The following is a 20,485-nucleotide window of genomic DNA, read 5'->3' as shown; positions in this document are numbered from 1 at the left end:
GACCGCACTGCCGATACCGGCAAATTGTTTGCCCCGCAACTTAAGTCGGGAATTGCAGTAGCATCACCTAGATTCTTACGGAGTACCCCATGAGCGCCCTTGCCGAAAACATCCAGACCGAAATGCCCACCCCCATCGTCTTCACCGACAGCGCAGCTGCCAAGGTGGCCGACCTGATCGCCGAAGAAGGCAATCCGGATCTCAAACTGCGGGTGTTTGTGCAGGGCGGCGGCTGCTCCGGCTTCCAGTACGGCTTCACCTTCGACGAGATCACCAACGAAGACGACACCACCATGACCAAGAACGGTGTGTCGCTGCTGATCGATGCCATGAGCTACCAGTACCTGCTGGGTGCCGAGATCGACTACAAGGAAGACCTGCAAGGGGCCCAGTTCGTCATCAAGAACCCCAACGCCACCAGCACCTGCGGCTGCGGCTCCAGCTTCTCGGCGTAAACGCTGAGCGTGTCAAAAACAGCCGCCCGAGGGCGGCTTTTTTGTGGGTGAACAAAAGCCATGCAACAAGACGTATCCAACCAACGCCTGCTGTGGCTGGTCGCCATCGGGTTTTTCATGCAGACGCTGGATGCCACCATCGTCAATACCGCCTTGCCGGCCATGGCGGCCAGCCTGGGGGTGAGCCCACTGCGGATGCAGTCGGTGGTGGTGGCCTATTCGCTGACCATGGCCATGCTGATTCCGGCCTCGGGCTGGATGGCCGACCGTTTTGGCACCCGCCGTCTGTTTGTGTCGGCGATTGTGCTTTTTACCCTGGGGTCGCTGCTGTGCGCACTGTCCCAAACCCTGACGCAACTGGTGCTGTCGCGCATCGTCCAAGGGGTGGGCGGCGCCTTGCTGCTGCCGGTGGGGCGGCTGGCGGTGCTGCGGGCATTTCCGCGCGAGCAGTTTTTGAAGGCCATGAGTTTTGTGGCCTTGCCCGGCCTGATCGGCCCTCTGATTGGCCCCACGCTGGGTGGCTGGTTGGTGGAATACGCCACCTGGCATTGGATTTTCTTGATCAACCTGCCGGTGGGCGTGCTCGGCTGCGCGGCTACGCTGGCCTTCATGCCCGAAGGTCTGCGAGAGGTATCCAGGCGGTTCGACCTCAGCGGCTACGCCATGTTGTCGTTTGGAATGGTGGCTTTGTCGCTGTCGCTCGATGGGCTGTCGGAGCTGGGCCTGCGCCAGGCCACGGTGCTGGTGCTGTTGATGTTTGGGTTGGCCAGCCTGGTGGCGTACTGGCTGCATGCCACGCGCGTGGCCGAGCCTTTGTTTTCCCCGCGCCTGTTCGATATTTCGTCCCTGACGATAGGCTTGCTGGGCAATCTGTTTGCGCGCATCGGCAGCAGCTGCATGCCGTTTCTGATTCCCTTGCTGCTGCAGGTCAGCATGGGGTATTCACCGGCCCAGGCGGGCATGATGATGCTGCCGGTGGCCCTGGCCGGCATGGTCACCAAGACCCTGGCCACCCGCCTCATCACCCGGCTGGGTTACCGCAAGGTGCTGGTGCTGAACACCGCGCTGGTGGGGCTGACCATGGCCAGCTTCGCGCTGGTCACGCCGGACCAGCCGGTGTGGTTGAAGCTGGTGCAATTGGCGATTTTTGGTGCGGTGAACTCCATGCAGTTCACCGCCATGAACACCGTCACCCTGAAAGACCTGGACGGCCCACTGACCAGCAGCGGCAACAGTTTGCTGTCGATGGTGCAGATGCTGGCCATGAGCATGGGCGTGGCTGCGGCTGGGGCCGTGCTGGCGGGCTTTACCGGCTACTTTGAGGGGGCAGGTGCTGCGCAGACGCTGAATGCATTCCACGCCACGTTTGCGACCATGGGGCTGATGACGCTGGCCTCGGCCTGGATCTTCTGGCAGTTATCGCCCGATGCGCGGGAGACCGGGACTACCCACGCCGACAACCATTGATGTTCAGGCCGGGTAGATGGCACCCAGCACGCGTTCGCCGCGTGCACCGGTCACACTGGCCAGATTGCCCGGCAAGCCCTGCACCGTCTGGCGGGCCAGCCAGGCGAAGGCCGCCGCTTCTACCTGCAAAGGCGGCAGGCCATGCGCAGCCGAGGACTGCACTTGCACGCTGGGAAGCAGGGCTTGCAGGCGCTGCATCAAATAGCCATTCAAGGCACCACCACCGCACACGATCAGCAATTTGCTATATTTTCCGTAGCTTGTCACGCTTATGGATATTGCGCTAGCGGTCAATTCGGTCAATGTGGCTTGTACGTCGGCCGGGTCCAGCCCGGCAAAGGCCTGGAGCTTGCTGGCCAGCCAGGGCGGATTGAACAGGTCGCGGCCTGTGCTTTTGGGCGGGGCTTTGGCCAGATAGGGCTCGTCCAGCAGTGCGGCCAGCAGGGCCGTGTGCACCGTGCCGCTGGCGGCCCAGGCCCCGTCTGCGTCATAGGGCTGGCCGGTGTGGAGCTGGCACCAGTGGTCCATCAGGGCGTTGCCGGGGCCGCAATCGAAGCCCAGAATCTGCCCGTCCAGCAGGCTGAGGTTGGAGATGCCCCCGATGTTCAGCACCGCCACGGCTTCGCCTGCGCGGCCAAACACCTGGCTGTGGAAGGCGGGCACCAGCGGCGCGCCCTGGCCACCGGCGGCCACGTCGCGGCTGCGGAAGTCGGCCACTACGGTGATGCCGGTCAGTTCGGCCAGCAGTGCCGGGTGGTTGAGTTGCAGGGTGTAGCCAATGCCATCGAACTCGCCGGGGCGGTGCCGCACGGTCTGGCCATGGGCACCGACGGCCCGGACCTGCGCGGCGTGGGTGCCGCTGCGCTCCAGCAACTGCTGTACTACTTGGGCGTATACGCCGACCAGGCCATTGGCGGCCAGAGCCGCGCGGTGCAGTTCGTGGTCGCCAGGGGTGTTGAGCGCCAGCAGCTCGGCCTGGAGTGCGGGCGGGAAGGGCAGGGTGGCGTACTGCCGGACCTGCATGCGGCCATCCGCAAAATCCACCAGCACGCCGTCCACGCCGTCCAGCGAGGTGCCGGACATCAGGCCGATGAACAGCTCGCCCACCGGTTTACTCGGCGCTGGCTTGCTGGATCGAGGTGGCGGCCGACAGCTGTTGGCGCATCACGCTGGACAGCTGGTTGAACGCGGCCTTGGCCGTGGGAGACACGGGCTGGCTGTCGTTCAGGCGGGCAATGGTCAGCGGGTCCTGGTGCACGCCGTTGACGCGGAACTCAAAATGCAGATGCGGCCCGGTGCTCCAGCCGGTGGAGCCTACCGCGCCGATGTGGTCGCCCTGGCCCACGGCCTGGCCTACGCGCACATCGATCTTGCTCAGGTGGGCGTACAGCGTTTCGTTCTGGTTCTGGTGCTTGATGATGATGACGTTGCCGTAGCCGTTTTGCACCCCGGCAAACTCCACCACACCGTCGCCCACGGTGCGCACCGGCGTGCCAGTGGTTCCCGCGTAGTCCACACCCAGGTGGGCACGCCAGTTTTTCAAAATGGGGTGCATGCGCATGCTGAAACCGCTGGTGATGCGCGAAAACTCCACCGGCGAGGCCAGGAACGAGCGGCGCAGGCTCTGGCCGTCCAGCGTGTAGTAGTTGCCCTTTTTGCCGGGCTCGGTAAACCACATGGCCTGGTAGGTCTTGCCGTTGTTGGTGAACTCTGCACTCAGCACCTTGCCGGTGCGCACCACCTGGCCATCGGCCTCGGCGGTTTCATAGACCACGGAGAAGCGGTCGCCCTTGCGCAGGCCCCGGTGAAAGTCGATGTCGCTGGCGAAGATGTCGGCCAGCTGGGTTGCCACCGCGTCGGGGATGCCCGCTTCGTCGGTGGCGGCAAACAACGAACTGCGCACCGTGCCACCGGCCAGGCGGCTGGTAGTTTGCAGGTCGGCGGTTTCGATGCGGGAGCGCAAGCCCTGCGCTGTTTTCTCCACCACCATGCGCTCAAAAACGCCGTCGTTGGACGGGCTCCAGCGCACGCTCAGGCTGAGCAGGGCGTGGTTGTCGCTGGCTTCGGCGTGGACGATGCGGCCCGCTTTGCCCAGCAAGGCCTTGCTGGCCAGCGTGTCGCTGCGCAAGAACGCTACTGCTTGCGCATCGTCAATGCCCAGGCGCTGCAGCAAGGACTTGGCCGTGTCGCTGGAGCGGGTGGTCTCAGAACGAAACAGGTTGAAAGTGTGGCTGTCGAGCGCATTGGCCTGCTCTTGCAGGGCCAGCGGCTGCACCGCCTCGGAAATCTGTTGGACGGGGAGGTCAGCGGCATCGGGGGCGAGGGACGCAACGGCAAATGCGCCGCCGCCTCCGCCCAGCAACAGGGCGGCCACCAGCGCGGTGATGCGCTTGGGGTGGCGTTGCAACAGGGATGACAGGCGTTCGCTGACGGTTGTAAGACCGTGGTTCAAAACGGGGGTTCCTAACGAATGTGGGTGCTGGGGCACGGGAAGTGCGGCCTGGAAGTTCAGTGTGGGGGCGGCCTATCAGGCAACGCGCCACTAAAATCAGGGGCTCAGCGAGACCGCGAGTATACCGGTGTCCCGCGTGGGCCACAACCGATAAAGCACTGAAAAACCCTTATGAATCAACCCGCACACGTAAAGCCGAGTGGCTCATTTCCTGTAACAGATCGTGCGCGTGAAGCCCTGGCGGTGTCGCTGCGCGGCTGTGATGAGCTGATTCCACAAGAAGACTGGCTGAAAAAACTGGCCCGTTCCGAGGCCACCGGCGTGCCGTTGCGCATCAAACTGGGCCTGGACCCGACCGCGCCCGACATCCACATCGGCCACACCGTGGTGCTCAACAAGATGCGCCAGTTGCAGGACCTGGGCCACACGGTGATCTTTTTGATCGGCGACTTCACCAGCCTGATCGGCGACCCGTCGGGCCGCAACAGCACCCGCCCGCCGCTTACGCCCGAGCAGATCAAGCACAACGCCGAAACTTATTACAAGCAGGCCAGCCTGGTGCTGGACCCCAGCAAGACCGAGATCCGCTACAACAGCGAATGGAGCGAGCCGCTGGGCGCTCGCGGCATGATCCAGCTGGCCAGCCGCTACACCGTCGCCCGCATGATGGAGCGCAACGACTTCCACGACCGCTTCCACGGCGGCCAGTCGATTGCGGTGCATGAATTTTTGTACCCGCTGATGCAGGGCTATGACTCGGTGGCCTTGAAAAGCGACCTGGAGCTGGGCGGCACCGACCAGAAGTTCAACCTGCTGATGGGCCGCCACCTGCAGTCCGAATACGGCCAGGAACCGCAGTGCATCCTGACCATGCCGCTGCTGGAGGGCCTGGACGGCGTGGAGAAGATGTCCAAGTCAAAAAACAACTACATCGGCATCAGCGAAGCGCCCAACACCATGTTTGCCAAGGTATTGAGCATCTCCGACGTGCTGATGTGGCGCTGGTACACCCTGTTGTCGTTCAAGTCCGAGGCCGAGATTGCCGCGCTGAAGGCCGAGGTCGAGGCTGGCCGCAACCCCAAAGACGCGAAGGTCGCGCTGGCCAAGGAGATCACCGCACGCTTCCACAGCGCGGCCGAAGCCGATGCTGCCGAGCAGGATTTCAACAACCGCAGCAAGGGTGGCGTGCCCGACGACATCGCCGAGGTCAGCCTCACCGGCGCGCCGCTGGGCATCGCGCAATTGCTGAAGCAGGCGGGCCTGGCGGCATCCACGTCGGAAGGTAACCGCCTGATCGACGGCAGCGGCGTGCGCGTCGATTCGAGCGTCATTAGCGACAAGGGGCTGAGGCTGGATGCTGGAACCTATGTCGTTCAGGTCGGCAAGCGCAAGTTCGTCCGCGTGACCTTGGCGTAACGCTTCAGGGCCTGACCCCGGCTTTTTCCAGCATCGCCACCATCTCGCCAAAACCCCGGGTGCGCGCCAGTTGTAGCGGTGTGTTGCCCTGGCGGTCGGCGAGTTGCAGCTTGGCACCGGCATCCACCAGCGCGCGCAGCGTGCGCTGGTGGCGCGGGCCGCCGTCGCCCAGCACGATGGACTCGATCACCGCCGTCCAGTGCAGGTTGTTCACATGGTCGAGTGGCGCACCCGCCGCAATCAGTTGCCGCACCACACCGTCGTGGCCCAGGTGGGCCGCGGCGATCAGCGCTGTGCCGTCGTAGCGGCTGGTGGTGAGCTGGGCGCTGGCACCCAGGGCTAGCAGCGTCGCCAGGGTGGCTTCGTCGTCTGCCACGGCGGCGATGGTTACCGCGTCGTAGCGGTCGTTTTCCAGCAGCGACAGGTCGGCACCGGCCTGGGCCAGCTCCCGCAGCACAGGCGACTGCCGGGCGAAGGTGGCGACGTGGATGGGTGTGCGGCCCTGTGCGTCGCGGGCGTTCAGGTCCACCTTCTGCGCGATCAGCTTTTCGGCCTTGGCCAGGTCGCCACGTTGGGCTGCCGCGTGCAGGCCCCGGTACTCGGCGACCTGCGCGGGGCTGGGGGCCACCTGGGCCAGGCAGGCATTCGCCAGCAGGCAAAACCCTGAAAAACTCAAAATATGTAGCAGCTTGTGCATATGGGTTAAGCGCTGAGGGCTTATTTGAGTAAGTCTTTGACGTGGTCGATGGCAGCCAGCGCGCACTGCTCGTCGAGGTTGCCCGCCGGGGCACCGCCCACGCCCACTGCGCCGATCACTTCATTGCCCACCTTCACCGGCACGCCACCGCCCAGCAGCAGGTAGCCAGGAATGTTCACCAGGTTGGCTGCGCTGGGGTTCTTTTGGGCGATTTCCATGATGGCCAGGGTGGTGTTCTTGGCGGAGGCCGAGGTGAAGGCCTTTTGCTGGCTGGCACCCAGGGTGTGGGGCCCGGCGTTGTCGGCACGCTGCACGGCGCGTACGCCACCGGCGCGGTCGACCACGGTGGCCGAGACGGCATAGCCGTTGGCGGCGCAGGTTGCCACGGCGGAGGCGGCGATCTGGTTGGCCAGGTCGAGTGACATATTGCGTTCGGTGCGCACGGCCTGGGCATTGGCGGCTCCAGCGAGGCAGGCGAGGATCAGGGCGGCGATTTTGGTGGTGTTTTTCATGGGGTTCTCCGGGGTGAAGCGGTTCTATCAACCGTGGGAGAACTGTAGAAAAACCGGCCCGTTTCGCCCATGCGTACGGCTACGCCTGCTGCTCCGTAGTTCTACGGAGCAGCATCCGCCAGCGCGGCGTAGCTGCGGATCAGTTGCGCCAGGGATTCGGCCTCCAGCTTGGCGAACAGGTTGGCGCGGTGGGTCTCCACCGTGCGCGGCGATACGGCCAGCGCGCGGCCGATTTCCTTGTTGGTCAGGCCCGAGACGATCAGGCCCAGCACCTCGCGTTCGCGCTCGGACAGCTGTGCATAGCGCTCGCGCGCCTGCCGGTCGGCCTGGTGGCGTTCGCGGGATCGCACGTGCTGGCGCACGGCGTTCTGCAGCGCCTCGATCAGCGCCTCGTCGTCCACCGGCTTTTCCAGGAATTCGGCGGCACCGGCCTTGAAGGCGCGCCGGCACATCTCCACCGTGCCGTGGCCGGTGAGCATGATGACCGGCTGGTCCACTCCCTGCGCCACCAGGGTGTCCAGCACAGCCAGGCCGCTGATGCCCGGCATGCGCACGTCGAGCACGATGGCACCTATGCCCTGCCGGTCAAACTGTGCCAGAAAGGCCTGCGGGTCGGCCCAGGTCTGCACGCGCAGGCCCACGGTGCCGATCAGCAGCGCCAGGCTGTCGCGCACCGCCGCGTCGTCGTCGATAAGGTGGACCAGCGGGGACAGGGGGATGTTCATGCCGACAAGGGGAGGGACAGGCGCAGCGCCGCGCCATGGGGTGTGACGTTGCTGGCCACCAGGCTGCCGCCCATGGTGCCCGCCAGGCTCTCGCAGAGGTTCAGCCCCAGGCCCAGGCCGCCGGGGCGGGTCGAGAAAAACGGCTCGAAGATGCGTGGCAGGGCATCGGGCGGGATGCCGGGGCCGTTGTCCTGCACCGTCAGGCTGCCGAGCCGCTCGTCGGTGGAGATCGTGAGGGCCAAGCGCCGTTGGCCTGCGGGCACCTGCTCCAGCGCCTGTAATGCGTTCATCACCAGGTTGTGCACGATCTGCTCCAGCGCCACGCGGTCGGCCAGTACCACCACGTCCTGCGCCGGGGCCTGCACGGTCGGGGCGATGCCGCGGCGGATGTTTTCGGGCTCCAACAGGTACAGGGCTTCGTGCACCGCGTCCTGCAGCTTCACGGGGGAGAGCTTGCCTGCCAGATCGGGCCGCTCTACGGCGCGGCGCAGCCGCCCCACCACGGTGGACGCGCGCCGGGCCTGCTCTGCCGCCTGGGCCATGGCGTGGCGGGCCGTGTCGAGTTCGGGCGGGTCTTCATCCAGCAGGCGACCTGCGGCCTGGGTGTTGGCCAGCACGGCAGTTAGCGGCTGGTTCAGTTCATGGGCCATACCGGCGGCCAGTTCGCCCAGGGTGTTGAGCCGCGCCACCTGGCCCAGGCGCAGCAATTCCTCGGCGCGGCGGCGTGCGGCGCGCTGGGTCAGCGCGGTCTGCAACGCTGCCAGCAGCACGGCCATGGCCAGCGCCCAGGCCAGCATCCAGGCCCAAGGCAACTCGCCCCAGCCGACCTGGCGCAGGGCGAATACGTCGAAAGGCTGGCTGTCGGTGGCCAGGTGCTTGTGGAATTCGAAGCGCCAGCCACCCTCCTCGATGCGACCAGGCTGCACCACGAAGACCTGGCCGTCCTGCTCCAGCGTGAGGCGCACCGGCGAGGTGTCGCGCGGCATGGGCCATTCGTTCCAGGGCAGCATGGCGGCCACGTCGATCTGCAGCGCGTAGCTGTGCGGGTCGGCAGCCAACACCAGGCGGTAGCGCCCCGTGGCCAGGTGCGCTGCGGCCAGCGCCACCCGGCGGGCCTTGCGCGAAGCGGCCTCAGCTTCTGCCAAGGCGGTTTGCGCGGCAGGGTTGTCTACCGGCCAGGCCTGGCCCGGGCCACGGCGCTGCACTTCCAGAATCTGCGGGTAGACGGACGACAGCCTTTGCTCGGGCTGCGCCAAAGGCCCGGCCGTGCCCGCAGGCTGCAGCAGGGCCAGTGTGGCCAGTACCGCGTCTTGCTGCACCGCGCGCTGGCTCAGCAGCCGGTGGGCGATACGCGCATCGGTGTCAAAAGCTTCCCGCAGACGCACCAGCTCCTGGCGGGCCAGCACCACGCTGCCCAGCGCCACGAGCAGCCCCCACGCCACAAGCCAGGCACCGGGGTGCCGCACGGTTTTCCACATGGGGCGCATTGTGCCTCTGTGCTTCGCCGGGGTAGAGTCTGGCCCCCGCTAGCCGAAAGCCGATTGCCGATGAAAGCTGTTCTACAAAGAGTGCGTGAAGCCCATGTGGTGGTCGCCGACGAAACCGTGGGTGCCATCACCCAGGGCCTGCTGGTGCTGCTGTGCGCCGAGCGCGGGGATACCGACGCGCAGGCCGACAAGCTGCTGGCCAAGATATTGAAGCTGCGTATCTTCAGCGATGCGGCGGGCAAGATGAACCTGAGCCTGCAAGACGTGGCCGGTGGCCTGCTGGTGGTGAGCCAGTTCACGCTGGCCGCCGATGTGGCGGGCGGCAACCGGCCCAGTTTCACCGGGGCAGCTCCACCCGGGGAGGGACGGCGTTTGTACGACTACTTTGTGGCCCAGGCCCGGCGCGCCCACGGCCCGGTGCAGACCGGGCAGTTTGGGGCCGACATGCAGGTGCACCTGGTCAACGACGGCCCGGTGACCATTCCCCTCCAGCTTTAGCCGGATTTAGCGCAGGATGATTTCCACCCGGCGGTTGCGGGCTTCAGCGACACCGTCGGCGGTGGGTATGGCCAGTTCGCGCTTGCCGCGGCCCCGGGCTTCGATCAGATCGGCGTGCACCGCCTGGGGGGCGCGCAGCAGCATTTCGCGGACCTGCTGGGCGCGTTGGAGCGACAGGGCATCGTTCTCGCCCTCGTTGCCCTGGGCATCGGTGTGGCCGATCACCAGGATGTCTGCGCCTGCGCGCTCGTGGGCCGCGGTGATGACTTTGGCCAGCGCGGCCTGCGACTCGGCGGTGAGTTCGGTGCCGCCAGGTTCAAAGTACACGGTGAAATGCTGGGGCGCTGGGGGCATGGCTGTGAAGAGCGCCGGGTAGGCGTTGTACACGAACACCGGGTCCAGCTTGTCTTGGGTGGGTTTTCGGGCGGCTACGGCGGTGGCACGCTGGAACGGGGCGGCCAGGGTCTGCAGCTCGGGCCCCGACACCACCACCACCGATGACGGCGAGCCATCCGCCTGGGGCAGCAGCAGCACTTCCGCGCTGGGCGGAATGGTCCGGCCTGCCAACAAGCCCATCACCGCCACGCCCATGGCAACAAGAGCGGGCCCCATCAAGTTTTGCCTGCTTTGGCCAGGACGATGAAGTCGGTACCCAGCACGCCAATCACCGAGGTGGGCGTGGTGATCTTGACGGCATCGGGGTTGCCCTTGCCGACCAGGCCGGTGACCATGCGCAGGCTGCCGCGCAGCAGGCTCAGCAGCATATTGCCCTTTTGCGTGGTGCCGTTAAAGGCAAAGCTGGTGATGTCGAGCTGGCTGTTGGGGCCGATCACCAGGGTGCTGCCGTCGCGCATGACCACGCTGGCCGCGCTGTCGGCACCGGTGAGCAGCTTGTCGGCTTCGACCACCGGGTCGCCGGGATGGACCTGGCGCGGGCCCTGGGCGTTGGTGACGGTGACCGTGCCCTGCACGGTTTTGAGCGTGCCTGCGCGGGCGGCATCCAGGCTTTGGGCACCGACTGTGCCGCAGCACAAGGCCAACGCGAGGGTAGATAGTAGAAGGTATCGCATGGGTTCTCCAACTTGCTCTAACTTAGTCCGCATAGGGGTTGGCTATGCCCAGGCCGGCCAGAATCTGGGTTTCCAGGGCTTCCATGGCCTCGGCATCGGCTGCACCGGTTTCGTGGTCGTAGCCCTGGGCATGCAGGGTACCGTGTACTAGCAGATGGGCATAGTGCGCTTGCAGAGTTTTACCGTTCTCGGTGGCTTCACGAGCCACCACCGGGGCGCAGAGCACCAGGTCGGCGGTAACGATGGGCTCTTGGGTGTAATCAAAGGTAAGCACATTGGTGGCGTAGTCCTTCTGGCGGTAGCCACGGTTGAGGGCCTGGCCTTCTGCGGTGTCGACAATGCGCACCGTGATTTCGCCGTCTTTCTGTAACGCATGGCGGATCCAGCGGTTGACACTGTGGCGTGGCAGGGCGGCGCGGTGGGCTGCTGCGTCGGCCCCGTTGTCAAATGCGCCGAATTGCAGGGAGAGTTGCAAATTTTTAAGCATGTTTTTGGCTTCTAGCGCTTATTCCAAGGGCGTGAGCAGCTATCTTTTTAGGAGTTGGCGCGTTTGCGCGGCAGGCTGTCGGATTTGCCCCGGGTGTCGTAGGCATCCACGATGCGGGCCACCAGCGGATGCCGCACCACGTCGGCACTGGTAAAGCGGCAGATGGCAATGCCCTGGGTGCGGCGCAGCACCTGTTCGGCATCGATCAGGCCGCTGGTCTGCGTCTTGGGCAGGTCGATCTGGCTGACATCGCCGGTCACCACCGCCTTGGCCCCAAAGCCGATGCGGGTCAAAAACATCTTCATCTGCTCGGGCGTGGTGTTTTGCGCCTCGTCCAGGATCACAAAGGCGTTGTTCAGCGTGCGCCCGCGCATGAAGGCCAGCGGGGCCACTTCCAGGGCGTTGCGCTCGAAGGCTTTTTGCACCTTCTCCGCCCCCATCAGCTCGTACAGCGCGTCGTACAGCGGGCGCAGGTACGGGTCGATCTTCTGGTTCAGGTCGCCAGGCAAGAAGCCCAGTCGCTCCCCGGCCTCCACCGCCGGGCGGGTCAGCACGATGCGCTGCACCGCGCTGCGCTCCAGCGCGTCCACCGCGCAGGCCACGGCCAGGTAGGTTTTGCCGGTGCCCGCAGGGCCTATGCCGAAGGTGATGTCGTGCTGGGCGATGTTTTCCAGGTAGGTGGCTTGGTTGGGCGTGCGGGCCCGCAGGTCGGCGCGCCGGGTTTGCAGCGACTGGCCTTCAACCCCTTCGCTGGTGTCGGTGGCCAGCATCAGCTGCACGGTGTCCGGGCGGATCGGGCGGGCCGCCTGCTCGTACAGGGCTTGCAGCAGCTCCAGTGCCTGCTGGGCCTTGGGCTTGGGGCCGTCGATCTTGAACTGCTCGTGGCGGTGGGCGATGGTGATTTGCAGCGCCGCCTCTATGGTGCGCAGGTGGCTGTCCATGGGGCCACACAGGTGGTCTAGCCGGGTGTTGTTGGGGGGCGAAAAGGTGTGGCGAAGAATCATGGGTCTATTGTCGCCTGTGCTCCGCTTTGGGAACCTGTTCTCAGCCGCTTGTCCTACCTGGTTGGGGCACGTCCGTTGGTAGCATGGGCAGAACTATGCATGCCGATTCCGCCCCCCACATCCCCCCTGGCCCGACCGCACGGCTGGCGGGCCGCTGGGCCGCCGCCGACCTGGCCGTGCCTGCGCAGTGGCAGGCGGCCACCGCCGCCTTGCAGGCGCTGCCGCCCACGGCGCACTGGGACTTGGCGGGCGTGGAGCGGCTGGACCACGTGGGCGCGCAGCTCCTATGGAACCACTGGGGCCGCCAATGGCCCGCGCAGATCGACCTGCTGCCCGAACAGCGCAGCCTGCTGGAGCGGGTGGCGGGCTTCTCCACGGCCCCGCCCCCGGTGCGCGCCAGCACCTGGGCGCAGCACTTTGACGCGCTGGGCGTGTGGGTGCTGGCCGGCCTGGCGCAGGGGTTGGTGCTGTTGCGCATGGTGGGCCAGTTGGCGCTGGACCTGCTGCGCCTGGCGCGCCGCCCGCAGGACGGGCCGTGGCGGGACATTTCGGGCCACCTGTACCAGATGGGCACCATGGCCTTGCCGATCACCGCGCTGGTGGGGTTTTTGATTGGCGTGGTGCTGGCTTACCTCACATCCCAGCAGTTGCGCCAGTTTGGGGCCGAGTCGTTCATCGTCAATATTTTGGGCATGTCGGTGGTGCGCGAGCTGGGGCCGATGCTGGCCGCCATTTTGATTGCCGGGCGCTCCGGCTCGGCCATCACCGCGCAGATCGGCGTGATGCGCGTCACCGAAGAGCTGGATGCCATGCGGGTGATGGGCATCCCGCTGGGCTACCGGCTGGTGATGCCGCGCGCGATTGCGCTGGCCATTGCCATGCCGCTGATCAGCGTGTGGACCACGCTGACCGCGCTGGCCGGGGGCATGCTGGCGGCCGACCTGGCGCTGGGCATCACGCCTGCCTTCTTTTTGCAGGCGCTGCCTGGCGCGGTGGGCGTGGCCAACCTGGGGCTGGCGGTGTTCAAGTCGGCCGTGTTTGGCGTGCTGATTGCGCTGGTGGGCTGCCACTGCGGCCTGCGCGTCAAGCCCAACACCCAAAGCCTGGGGCAGGGCACCACTACCTCGGTGGTGAGCTCGATCACGGTGGTGATTTTGGTCGACGCGCTGTTTGCCATCATTTTCAAGAACGTGGGGGTCTGACATGGACGCAGACACCCTCATCGACATCCAGGGCCTGCAAACGGCGTTTGGCAGCGGCAAAAGCCGGGTCGTCATCCACCAGGACCTGGCGCTGACGGTGCAGCGCGGCGAAATTGTGGCGCTGGTGGGCGGCTCGGGCACCGGCAAAACCGTGCTGCTGCGCCAGATGCTGGGGCTGGAGCAGCCCGCCCAGGGCCAGGTCACGGTGCTGGGGCAACCCGCAGCGGAGCTCAGCCGCGCCGGGGCCGCCAGCCGGGTCGGCATGCTGTTCCAGCAAGGGGCGCTGTTTTCCGCCTTTACCGTGCTGGAAAACATTGCCTTTCCGCTGCGCGAGCTGCGCACCCTGCCCGAGGCACTGGTGCGCGACGCGGCCCTGGTCAAGCTGCAAATGGTGGGCCTGCGCGCCGCCGATGCCGACAAAATGCCCGCCGACCTGTCGGGCGGCATGGTCAAGCGCGTGGCGCTGGCCCGCGCCCTGGTGATGGACCCGCCGCTTTTGCTGCTGGACGAGCCCACCGCCGGGCTGGACCCGAACGGTGCCGACGACTTCGTCACCCTGCTGCGCTCTCTGCACCAGGGCCTGGGCCTGACGGTGGTGATGGTGACGCACGACCTGGATACCTTGTTTGCCCTCAGCACCCGGGTGGCCGTGCTGGCCGAAAAAAAGGTGCTGGTCACCGGCCCGCCCGCCGAAGTGGTGGCCTTCCCGCACCCGTTTATCGAACACTTTTTTCTGGGCGAACGCGGGCGGCGTGCCTTGGCTCCGCTGCCCGCTGTTCCCATTCCCCAAGGAGATCTCCCCCATGGAAAATAAATCCCACGCGCTGGCGGCGGGCGCGTTTGTGCTGGCCATTACCGCGCTGCTGGTGGCGCTGGCGGTGTGGCTTACGCGCGATACCGGCAGCAGCCACCCGTACGAGCTGTCGTCGGCAGACGCGGTCACCGGCTTGCAGCCCCAGGCCGCCGTACGCTACAAGGGCGTGGCCGTGGGCAAGGTGACCCACATCGGTTTCGACCCCGACGTGGCAGGCAATGTGCTGATCCAGATCGCGGTGGACGACACCACGCCGCTGTCGCCCACCGCTTTTGCCACCCTGAGCTACCAGGGCATCACCGGCCTGGCCTTTGTGCAGATTGACGACGCGGGCCAGCCGCAGGCGCGCATTCCCCCAGGACGCAGCGGCGTGCCACGCCTGCCGCTGGAGACCTCGCAGCTCGGCAAGCTGACCCAGCAGGTGCCGCGCATCCTGGAGCAGGTAGACGAAGCCACGCTGCGCCTGAACCAGTTGCTCAGCGACGAGAACCAAAAGCGCGTCACCGGCGTACTGGCCAGCACCGACCAGGCCACCACCAGTTTGGCCGCGCTCAGCGCCCGGCTGGAGCAGACCGTGACCCAGCGCCTCGACCCGGCGCTGGCCCGCATCCCGGCCATTGCCGACGACACCCAGCGCACCCTGCGCGCACTGCAAACCGCCGCCGCCACCGCCAACGGCAGCCTCGCCGCCATCGGCCAGACGGCGGAGCGGCTGAACGCACAAGGCGGCGTGATGGACCGGCTGGCCGACGGCGCGGGTGCGCTGTCGCACGCGGCCGACACCTTTGGCAGCGCCACCCTGCCGCGCATCAACCGGGTGGCCGACGACACATCCCGCGCGGCGCGGCAACTGGGCCGCACTGTTAACGGCATCAGCGAGCAGCCGCAGTCGCTGATCTTTGGCGGCGGTGCCGCCGTGCCCGGCCCCGGCGAGGCAGGCTTTGTGGTCCCGGCGGCGCAACCATGAACACGTTTTTAGGATTTGCTATGGATAAAAGAGCTGCTCGTGCTTATGGAATAAGCGCCAAGTGCCTATTTGGCTTGGTATTTCTGGCCTTGGGAGCCTGCTCGGCCCTGCCCGACAAACCGCTGCGCGCGGTGCAGTACGACTTCGGCCCCGGCACCACGGTGGTGGCTACCGGCAACTTGCCACCCCTGGCGCTGGCCGATGTGGACGCACCCGGCCTGGCCGACGGCGGCACCGCGGTTTTGTACCGCCTGGGCTATGCCGATGCCCAGCAACTGCGCCCCTACACCCAGGCCCGCTGGAGCGTGCCGCCCGCGCAACTGGTGGGCCAGCGCCTGCGCGATGTGCTGGGCCAGCGCCGGGCGGTGCTGGGTGCCAGCGACAGCGCCGCGCTGGCGCGCACCACCGGGCCGGCCCCCCGGCTGCTGCGGCTGGAGTTGCAGGAATTTACTCAGGTGTTCCAGTCGCCCGCCGCCAGCACCGGCCTGGTGCGGCTGCGCGCTACGCTGGTAGAGAGCACGCTGCTGGGCGACAGCCTGCTGGCCCAGCGCTCTTTCAGTGTGCAGCGCCCGGCCCCCAGCGCCGACGCGCCCGGCGGTGTGCGGGCGCTGGCAGCCGCCACCGATGCCCTGGCGCAGGAGCTGGATGCCTGGCTGGAGACGGTGGGGCGCTGATGCTTATCAGGCGGCGATGGCCTGCAGCGGGGTTTTGACCGGTGCGGTCTTGGCCGTGCCAAAGGCGACTTCGCCCGACAACTGGCCGCCTTCTTCGATGACCAGCTTGCCGTAGCGCACCTTGCCGGTGACGCGGCCCGTGGCGTAGATCACCAGCTTGTCGCGCACGGTGAGCTCGCCGTCAAAGGCCCCGTGGATTTCGGCAATGTCGATGTCGGCCGAGCCCTTGAAAGCCCCGGCGGCGGTGATCTGCATCAGGCGCGAATCCATGGTGGCTTCGACCGTGCCTTCGACCACCAGGGTGTCGCAATCGGTAATTTCTACGCCCTTGAGCTTGATGTTGGGGCCCACCGTCAAGGTGCTGCCGGTGGCCTTGGCCGGAGGCTGGGCGGCTGCCGCCTCGACCGGAATGTCGACGGTCTCGGCCACCGCGGGTGTGGCCTGGGGCTGGGGCCGTGGGGTCAGGGACTGTGCCTGGGCCAGGTTGTTGCGCACGCCAAACGCCTCGGGTTCACGCTTGCCAAAAAACGGGGTTTGTAGAGCCATGGGGGTTCCCTTCATGAAAGAAGTCCATGGTAGGGGGTCAATCCGGTTACACATTCGCGCAGAATGCAATGTATGTAACAAAATGGAAGCAAATCTAGTAGCTGGATTCGCGCAAATTTCGATCGAATGGCGGAATGCGCCGTCATGGACAATGGCGTTTTCTCTCCAGGATTTCCATGATCGGACGACTCCAAGGCCTGCTGGCCGCCAAAAACCCGCCCCAGGTGCTGATCGACTGCCACGGCGTGGGTTACGACGTGGATGTGCCGATGAGCACCTTCTACAACCTGCCGGGCCTGGGCGAGCAGGTCACGCTGCTGACCCACTTTGTAGTGCGCGAAGACGCGCAAATCCTGTACGGATTTGCCACGCCGGGCGAGCGCGATGCCTTTCGCCAGCTCATCAAGATCAGCGGCGTGGGGCCGCGCACCGCCTTGAGCGTGCTGTCGGGCATGGGCGTGGACGACCTGGCCCAGGCCATCACGCTGCAAGAGGTGGGGCGGCTCAAGAAGGTGCCCGGCATTGGCCCCAAAACTGCCGAACGCCTGCTGCTGGAGCTCAAAGGCAAGCTGGGCCCCGACATCGGCATCCGCGCGGGTGTTACCAGCGATGCCCAGGTAGACATCCTGCAGGCCCTGGTCGCCCTAGGCTACAGCGACAAGGAAGCCGCCCTGGCGCTGAAAGCCCTGCCCGCCGGTGTGGGCGTGAGCGAAGGCATCAAGCTGGCGCTGAAGGCGCTAGGAAAATAGTATCTTTTTGATAGCTGCTTGCGCTTGTGGAATAAGCGCTAGAGGCTGATTTGGTGCTAAAAATACCTACTGCGCATCCCGCACCACGCGGCCATTCAGCGGCTGCACGGGCCGGGCATTGGCCGGGTACAGCTGGCCAAACAGGCGCAACTGCTCGGGGCTGATCTGCACCGGCTGCTTCAGCACCATCCACAGCACCCCCTCGGAGCAAGGCGGCGTGGTCAGCGAACCCATGAACTGGTAGTAGCGCTGGTCTTGCGGCAGCAGCTCGTTCAAGTCCAGCAGACCGGCGGGCATGCGCACCCGGTCGCCCACGTCCAGCGGCATGTAGGTCCAGATCTTGTTAATGAGAATGTTGGCCTGGCCGGGGTCGAGCAGCACGGCAATCACCGCCAGTTGGCCGTCTGCATCGCGGTGCACCAGGTGCGCCACCATGGCAAATGTGCGTCCGTTGACGCGCTCTTCGCTGGGGTGGTGGAACACGATCTGGTACAGCTTGTAGCTGGCGCCGCGCACCGTCAGGGTGTTGTCGCCCACCACATCGACCTGGATGGTGCGCCCGTTGTTCAGCACCATGGCGCTGCTGGGTTGGTAGCGGATCTGCAGCGGCTCGGCCGGGCCCTGCAAGGTGTTGGTCTCGTCAATCGCAATCGGCGACTGGCGCGTGCCCTGGGCGCACAGGTTGAAGTCGGGGCTGAGCCTGGCCCAGGCCTGCGGGCCGGTATTGCCTGCGTAGCTCCATGGCACATCGGCGCTTTTCAGAGGCGGCGCTAGTGCGGTGGCGGCTGCGCCGGGGGCCACCGACTGCAGGGCGGCGGCGCGGGTGGCGGATTTGCTGTCGGCAGGGTTGGCCAGGCCATGGGCTTTGGCGCGGGCCGCCGCGATGTCGGGCGGCGCGGCGGGCGTGCCGGGTGGTTTGGCGGCGCGGGCCTTTTTGGGCTCGGCCTCGATGGTGATGGTGATGCCCGGCGTGGAAGTGGGGGCGGCCTTGCCCTTGGACTTGCTGGGCTTTTTGCCGTCACCAGCATTGACCTTGTCGACCGCTTCGCGCACCTGCTGGGCCATGGATTCCTTGCTGCCAGGGTCTTCCGGTGCCGGTTTGGCGGGCAGGGCGATCTTGCTGGCGGCCTTGGGCTTCTCGGCAGGCGCGTCGTTCGCCAGCGCACCGCCCGCGCAGAGCAGCAGGGCCAGCGCCCAGCGGGAGGAAACAGTGTGCGTACGGTGCGTCATGGCGGGGTCCTGGCGGGGGCTAAAAGTGTTACATGGACTATAGCCATAAGCGGGGCGCATTTTTAACGCAGGCAGGCCCAGGCGCTATAGTGGCCAACCCCTTTTCCTGACTGCCTGCCCGTGTCCATCCAGACTGATGATTTTGCCGCGCCGCCCCCGAAGCGCATGGTCTCCGCCGCCCCCACCTCGCCGCAAGAGGAGGCGATCGAACGCGCCCTGCGCCCCAAGCTGTTCGACGACTACGTGGGCCAGACCAAGGCCCGCGAGCAGCTGGAGATCTTCATCGGTGCAGCCACCAAGCGCGGCGAGGCACTCGACCACGTGCTGCTGTTCGGCCCGCCCGGCCTGGGCAAGACGACGCTGAGCCACATCATTGCCCACGAGCTGGGCGTGAACCTGCGCCAGACCAGCGGCCCGGTACTCGAAAAGCCCAAGGATCTGGCTGCTCTGCTGACCAACCTGGAAAAGAACGACGTTCTCTTCATCGACGAAATCCACCGCTTGAGCCCGGTGGTGGAAGAAATTTTGTACCCCGCGCTGGAGGACTACCAGATCGACATCATGATCGGCGAAGGCCCCGCAGCGCGCAGCATCAAGCTTGATCTGCAGCCCTTCACCCTGGTGGGGGCCACCACCCGCGCGGGCATGCTGACCAACCCGCTACGCGACCGTTTTGGCATCGTGGCGCGGCTGGAGTTCTACACGCCCGAGGAGTTGGCCCGCATCGTCAAGCGCAGTGCCGGGTTGCTGAATGCGCCCATGGACGCCGACGGCGGCTTCGAGATCGCCCGCCGCTCCCGCGGCACGCCGCGCATCGCCAACCGCCTGCTGCGCCGGGTGCGCGACTACGCCGACGTCAAGGGCAACGGCACCATCACCCTGGACATCGCCAACCGCGCCCTGGCCATGCTGGACGTGGACCCGCAGGGCTTCGACCTGATGGACCGCAAACTGCTGGAAGCCGTGATCCACCGCTTCGACGGCGGCCCGGTCGGCCTGGACAACATCGCCGCCAGCATCGGCGAAGAGCGCGACACGATTGAGGATGTGATCGAGCCCTACCTGATCCAGCAGGGCTTTTTGCAGCGCACCAACCGCGGCCGCATCGCCACCCTGGCCGCCTACCGGCATCTGGGTGTGACACCACCGCAGACCGAGGGTGGGTTGTTTTCTGTGGATTAAATCGGGCCCCAGCACTTATGGAATGGGCGCAAGCAGCTATAAAAAATATTACACCGCGTTGTAATTTCTTCGCTTCCACGCATCAGCCATAACGCACGCTGTCCAGGGCATCCGTGGAACTGGCTTTGCCAGGCCACAGGATGCGCCCCCTGCAAGGGGGTTGGCGAAAAGCGCTTGCGCTGTAGCCTGGGGGTGTGACTATTTAAGCCGAATTCTCGTCCAGCGCACCCTGCTGTTCCAGATGGAAGGTATCGGCCCAGCCGACCAGGGTGAAGCCCTCGGGCGTCCACAGCAGGCGGTTGATGGCGGCGTTGCCCAGGTCCCAGGTACGGGGGGCTTGCAGGCCCTGGCCGGTGGCGGCGCGGTACAGCACGTCCATCACGCCGCCGTGGGCGACTACGGTGATCAACTCGCCGGGGTGTTGGGCGGCCAGGGTGTTGACGCAGGCCAGCACGCGGTCGCGGAAGTCGTTCAGGCTTTCGCCGCCTTCGGGGGCAAAGTCGGGGTCGCGCTTGCGCCAGCGCAGGGCTTGCTCGGGCAGCTCGGCTTCGATGTCGGCAAAGGTGCGGCCCTGGAAGCTGCCAAAGCCGCGTTCGCGCAGACCCTCGTCGGTGGTGATGTTCAAGCCCACTGCCCCGGCCACCGACAGCGCGGTGTCATAGGCGCGCCACAGGTCGCTGGCGTAGACGGCGGTGATGGGCTCCCCGGCCAGCGCCAGCGCCAATTGGTGGGCCTGCCAGCGGCCCGTGTCGTTGAGGGGGATGTCGAGCTGGCCCTGGATGCGGGTGTCGACGTTCCAGGCGGTTTCGCCGTGGCGGATGGCGATGATGCGGGTGGCTTCCATCAGGTTG

General features: G+C 66.1%; 23 protein-coding genes. 10 read left to right on the top strand and 13 right to left on the bottom strand.

Features of this window, described 5'->3' with window-relative positions:
* Positions 1 to 89 precede the first annotated feature (89 nt).
* The gene (erpA, locus tag AC097O_RS13395) at positions 90 to 455 is read left to right on the top strand and encodes an iron-sulfur cluster insertion protein ErpA (protein ID WP_092758362.1); all 366 of its coding nucleotides are present in this window, start codon (positions 90 to 92) and stop codon (positions 453 to 455) included.
* A gap of 60 nt (positions 456 to 515) precedes the next feature.
* Positions 516 to 1,922 (top strand): multidrug transporter subunit MdtD, encoded by a 1,407-nt coding sequence (mdtD, locus tag AC097O_RS13390; RefSeq protein WP_479593301.1) that lies wholly within the window; start codon positions 516 to 518, stop codon positions 1,920 to 1,922.
* A 3-nt stretch (positions 1,923 to 1,925) separates the two neighbouring features.
* On the opposite strand, the gene AC097O_RS13385 is transcribed toward mdtD, so the two are convergent.
* Positions 1,926 to 3,029 carry an anhydro-N-acetylmuramic acid kinase gene (locus tag AC097O_RS13385; protein WP_479593300.1) on the bottom strand — a complete coding sequence of 368 codons (1,104 nt, stop codon included), beginning with the start codon at positions 3,027 to 3,029 and terminating at the stop codon, positions 1,926 to 1,928.
* 4 nt (positions 3,030 to 3,033) lie between these two features.
* Positions 3,034 to 4,374 (bottom strand): peptidoglycan DD-metalloendopeptidase family protein, encoded by a 1,341-nt coding sequence (locus tag AC097O_RS13380; RefSeq protein WP_479593299.1) that lies wholly within the window; start codon positions 4,372 to 4,374, stop codon positions 3,034 to 3,036.
* Between the two features lie 171 nt (positions 4,375 to 4,545).
* On the opposite strand from AC097O_RS13380, the gene tyrS reads away from it, so the two are divergent.
* Positions 4,546 to 5,790 (top strand): tyrosine--tRNA ligase, encoded by a 1,245-nt coding sequence (gene tyrS, locus AC097O_RS13375; RefSeq protein ID WP_479593298.1) that lies wholly within the window; start codon positions 4,546 to 4,548, stop codon positions 5,788 to 5,790.
* Between the two features lie 4 nt (positions 5,791 to 5,794).
* Here the strand turns inward: tyrS and AC097O_RS13370 are convergent, their stop codons facing one another.
* From AC097O_RS13370 to AC097O_RS13355, 4 genes are all read right to left on the bottom strand, one after another.
* Positions 5,795 to 6,487, bottom strand: a complete 693-nt coding sequence (locus AC097O_RS13370; protein WP_479593297.1) for an ankyrin repeat domain-containing protein — start codon at positions 6,485 to 6,487, stop codon at positions 5,795 to 5,797.
* A gap of 20 nt (positions 6,488 to 6,507) precedes the next feature.
* The gene (locus AC097O_RS13365; protein ID WP_479593296.1) at positions 6,508 to 6,999 is read right to left on the bottom strand and encodes a GlcG/HbpS family heme-binding protein; all 492 of its coding nucleotides are present in this window, start codon (positions 6,997 to 6,999) and stop codon (positions 6,508 to 6,510) included.
* 101 nt (positions 7,000 to 7,100) lie between these two features.
* Complete coding sequence (locus AC097O_RS13360; protein WP_479593295.1) at positions 7,101 to 7,724, bottom strand: response regulator transcription factor; 624 nt, start codon at positions 7,722 to 7,724, stop codon at positions 7,101 to 7,103.
* On the bottom strand, positions 7,721 to 9,202 hold the full coding sequence (locus AC097O_RS13355) for a sensor histidine kinase (protein WP_479593294.1): 1,482 nt from the start codon (positions 9,200 to 9,202) through the stop codon (positions 7,721 to 7,723). Before AC097O_RS13355 ends, AC097O_RS13360 begins: the two co-directional genes overlap by 4 nt.
* Before the next feature lie 69 nt (positions 9,203 to 9,271).
* Here AC097O_RS13355 and dtd point away from each other — a divergent pair, with 69 nt between their 5' ends.
* Positions 9,272 to 9,709, top strand: a complete 438-nt coding sequence (dtd, locus tag AC097O_RS13350) for a D-aminoacyl-tRNA deacylase (protein ID WP_479593293.1) — start codon at positions 9,272 to 9,274, stop codon at positions 9,707 to 9,709.
* Positions 9,710 to 9,715: 6 nt separating this feature from the next.
* Here dtd and AC097O_RS13345 read toward each other — a convergent pair whose 3' ends face one another.
* Genes AC097O_RS13345 through AC097O_RS13330 form a run of 4 tightly spaced genes read right to left on the bottom strand, consistent with a single transcriptional unit; the run spans position 9,716 to position 12,270 of the window.
* Positions 9,716 to 10,321, bottom strand: a complete 606-nt coding sequence (locus AC097O_RS13345) for an OmpA family protein (protein WP_479593292.1) — start codon at positions 10,319 to 10,321, stop codon at positions 9,716 to 9,718.
* Positions 10,321 to 10,779, bottom strand: a complete 459-nt coding sequence (locus AC097O_RS13340) for a FecR family protein (protein WP_479593291.1) — start codon at positions 10,777 to 10,779, stop codon at positions 10,321 to 10,323. The genes AC097O_RS13345 and AC097O_RS13340 overlap by 1 nt, the downstream gene beginning before the upstream one ends.
* A gap of 22 nt (positions 10,780 to 10,801) precedes the next feature.
* Complete coding sequence (gene ybeY, locus AC097O_RS13335; RefSeq protein WP_479593290.1) at positions 10,802 to 11,266, bottom strand: rRNA maturation RNase YbeY; 465 nt, start codon at positions 11,264 to 11,266, stop codon at positions 10,802 to 10,804.
* A 47-nt stretch (positions 11,267 to 11,313) separates the two neighbouring features.
* The gene (locus tag AC097O_RS13330; protein ID WP_479593289.1) at positions 11,314 to 12,270 is read right to left on the bottom strand and encodes a PhoH family protein; all 957 of its coding nucleotides are present in this window, start codon (positions 12,268 to 12,270) and stop codon (positions 11,314 to 11,316) included.
* A gap of 95 nt (positions 12,271 to 12,365) precedes the next feature.
* On the opposite strand from AC097O_RS13330, the gene AC097O_RS13325 reads away from it, so the two are divergent.
* Genes AC097O_RS13325 through AC097O_RS13310 form a run of 4 tightly spaced genes read left to right on the top strand, consistent with a single transcriptional unit; the run spans position 12,366 to position 15,927 of the window.
* The gene (locus tag AC097O_RS13325; protein WP_479593288.1) at positions 12,366 to 13,472 is read left to right on the top strand and encodes an MlaE family ABC transporter permease; all 1,107 of its coding nucleotides are present in this window, start codon (positions 12,366 to 12,368) and stop codon (positions 13,470 to 13,472) included.
* Between the two features lies 1 nt (position 13,473).
* The gene (locus AC097O_RS13320) at positions 13,474 to 14,286 is read left to right on the top strand and encodes an ABC transporter ATP-binding protein (protein WP_479593287.1); all 813 of its coding nucleotides are present in this window, start codon (positions 13,474 to 13,476) and stop codon (positions 14,284 to 14,286) included.
* On the top strand, positions 14,276 to 15,253 hold the full coding sequence (locus AC097O_RS13315; RefSeq protein ID WP_479593286.1) for an MlaD family protein: 978 nt from the start codon (positions 14,276 to 14,278) through the stop codon (positions 15,251 to 15,253). The genes AC097O_RS13320 and AC097O_RS13315 overlap by 11 nt, the downstream gene beginning before the upstream one ends.
* A gap of 20 nt (positions 15,254 to 15,273) precedes the next feature.
* A complete protein-coding gene (locus AC097O_RS13310; protein WP_479593285.1) occupies positions 15,274 to 15,927 on the top strand; it encodes an ABC-type transport auxiliary lipoprotein family protein in 654 nt (217 codons plus the stop codon).
* 6 nt (positions 15,928 to 15,933) lie between these two features.
* Here AC097O_RS13310 and AC097O_RS13305 read toward each other — a convergent pair whose 3' ends face one another.
* Positions 15,934 to 16,473, bottom strand: coding sequence for a bactofilin family protein (locus AC097O_RS13305; RefSeq protein WP_479593284.1), 540 nt, complete (start codon positions 16,471 to 16,473; stop codon positions 15,934 to 15,936).
* Between the two features lie 176 nt (positions 16,474 to 16,649).
* Here AC097O_RS13305 and ruvA point away from each other — a divergent pair, with 176 nt between their 5' ends.
* Entirely contained in the window at positions 16,650 to 17,222 is a 573-nt protein-coding gene (ruvA, locus tag AC097O_RS13300) for a Holliday junction branch migration protein RuvA (RefSeq protein WP_479593283.1), read from the top strand.
* 66 nt (positions 17,223 to 17,288) lie between these two features.
* On the opposite strand, the gene AC097O_RS13295 is transcribed toward ruvA, so the two are convergent.
* On the bottom strand, positions 17,289 to 18,452 hold the full coding sequence (locus AC097O_RS13295) for a carbonic anhydrase (RefSeq protein ID WP_479593282.1): 1,164 nt from the start codon (positions 18,450 to 18,452) through the stop codon (positions 17,289 to 17,291).
* A 120-nt stretch (positions 18,453 to 18,572) separates the two neighbouring features.
* Between AC097O_RS13295 and ruvB the strand changes: the two genes are divergently transcribed.
* Positions 18,573 to 19,634, top strand: coding sequence for a Holliday junction branch migration DNA helicase RuvB (gene ruvB, locus AC097O_RS13290; RefSeq protein WP_315246398.1), 1,062 nt, complete (start codon positions 18,573 to 18,575; stop codon positions 19,632 to 19,634).
* A gap of 202 nt (positions 19,635 to 19,836) precedes the next feature.
* Here the strand turns inward: ruvB and AC097O_RS13285 are convergent, their stop codons facing one another.
* A complete protein-coding gene (locus tag AC097O_RS13285; RefSeq protein ID WP_479593281.1) occupies positions 19,837 to 20,478 on the bottom strand; it encodes a histidine phosphatase family protein in 642 nt (213 codons plus the stop codon).
* Between the last annotated feature and the right edge of the window lie 7 nt (positions 20,479 to 20,485).

This window comes from Rhodoferax sp. LS1P39 (assembly GCF_056521425.1).
Note: the sequence above shows the minus strand (reverse complement) of the source record. Positions and strands in the feature narration are given on the sequence as shown.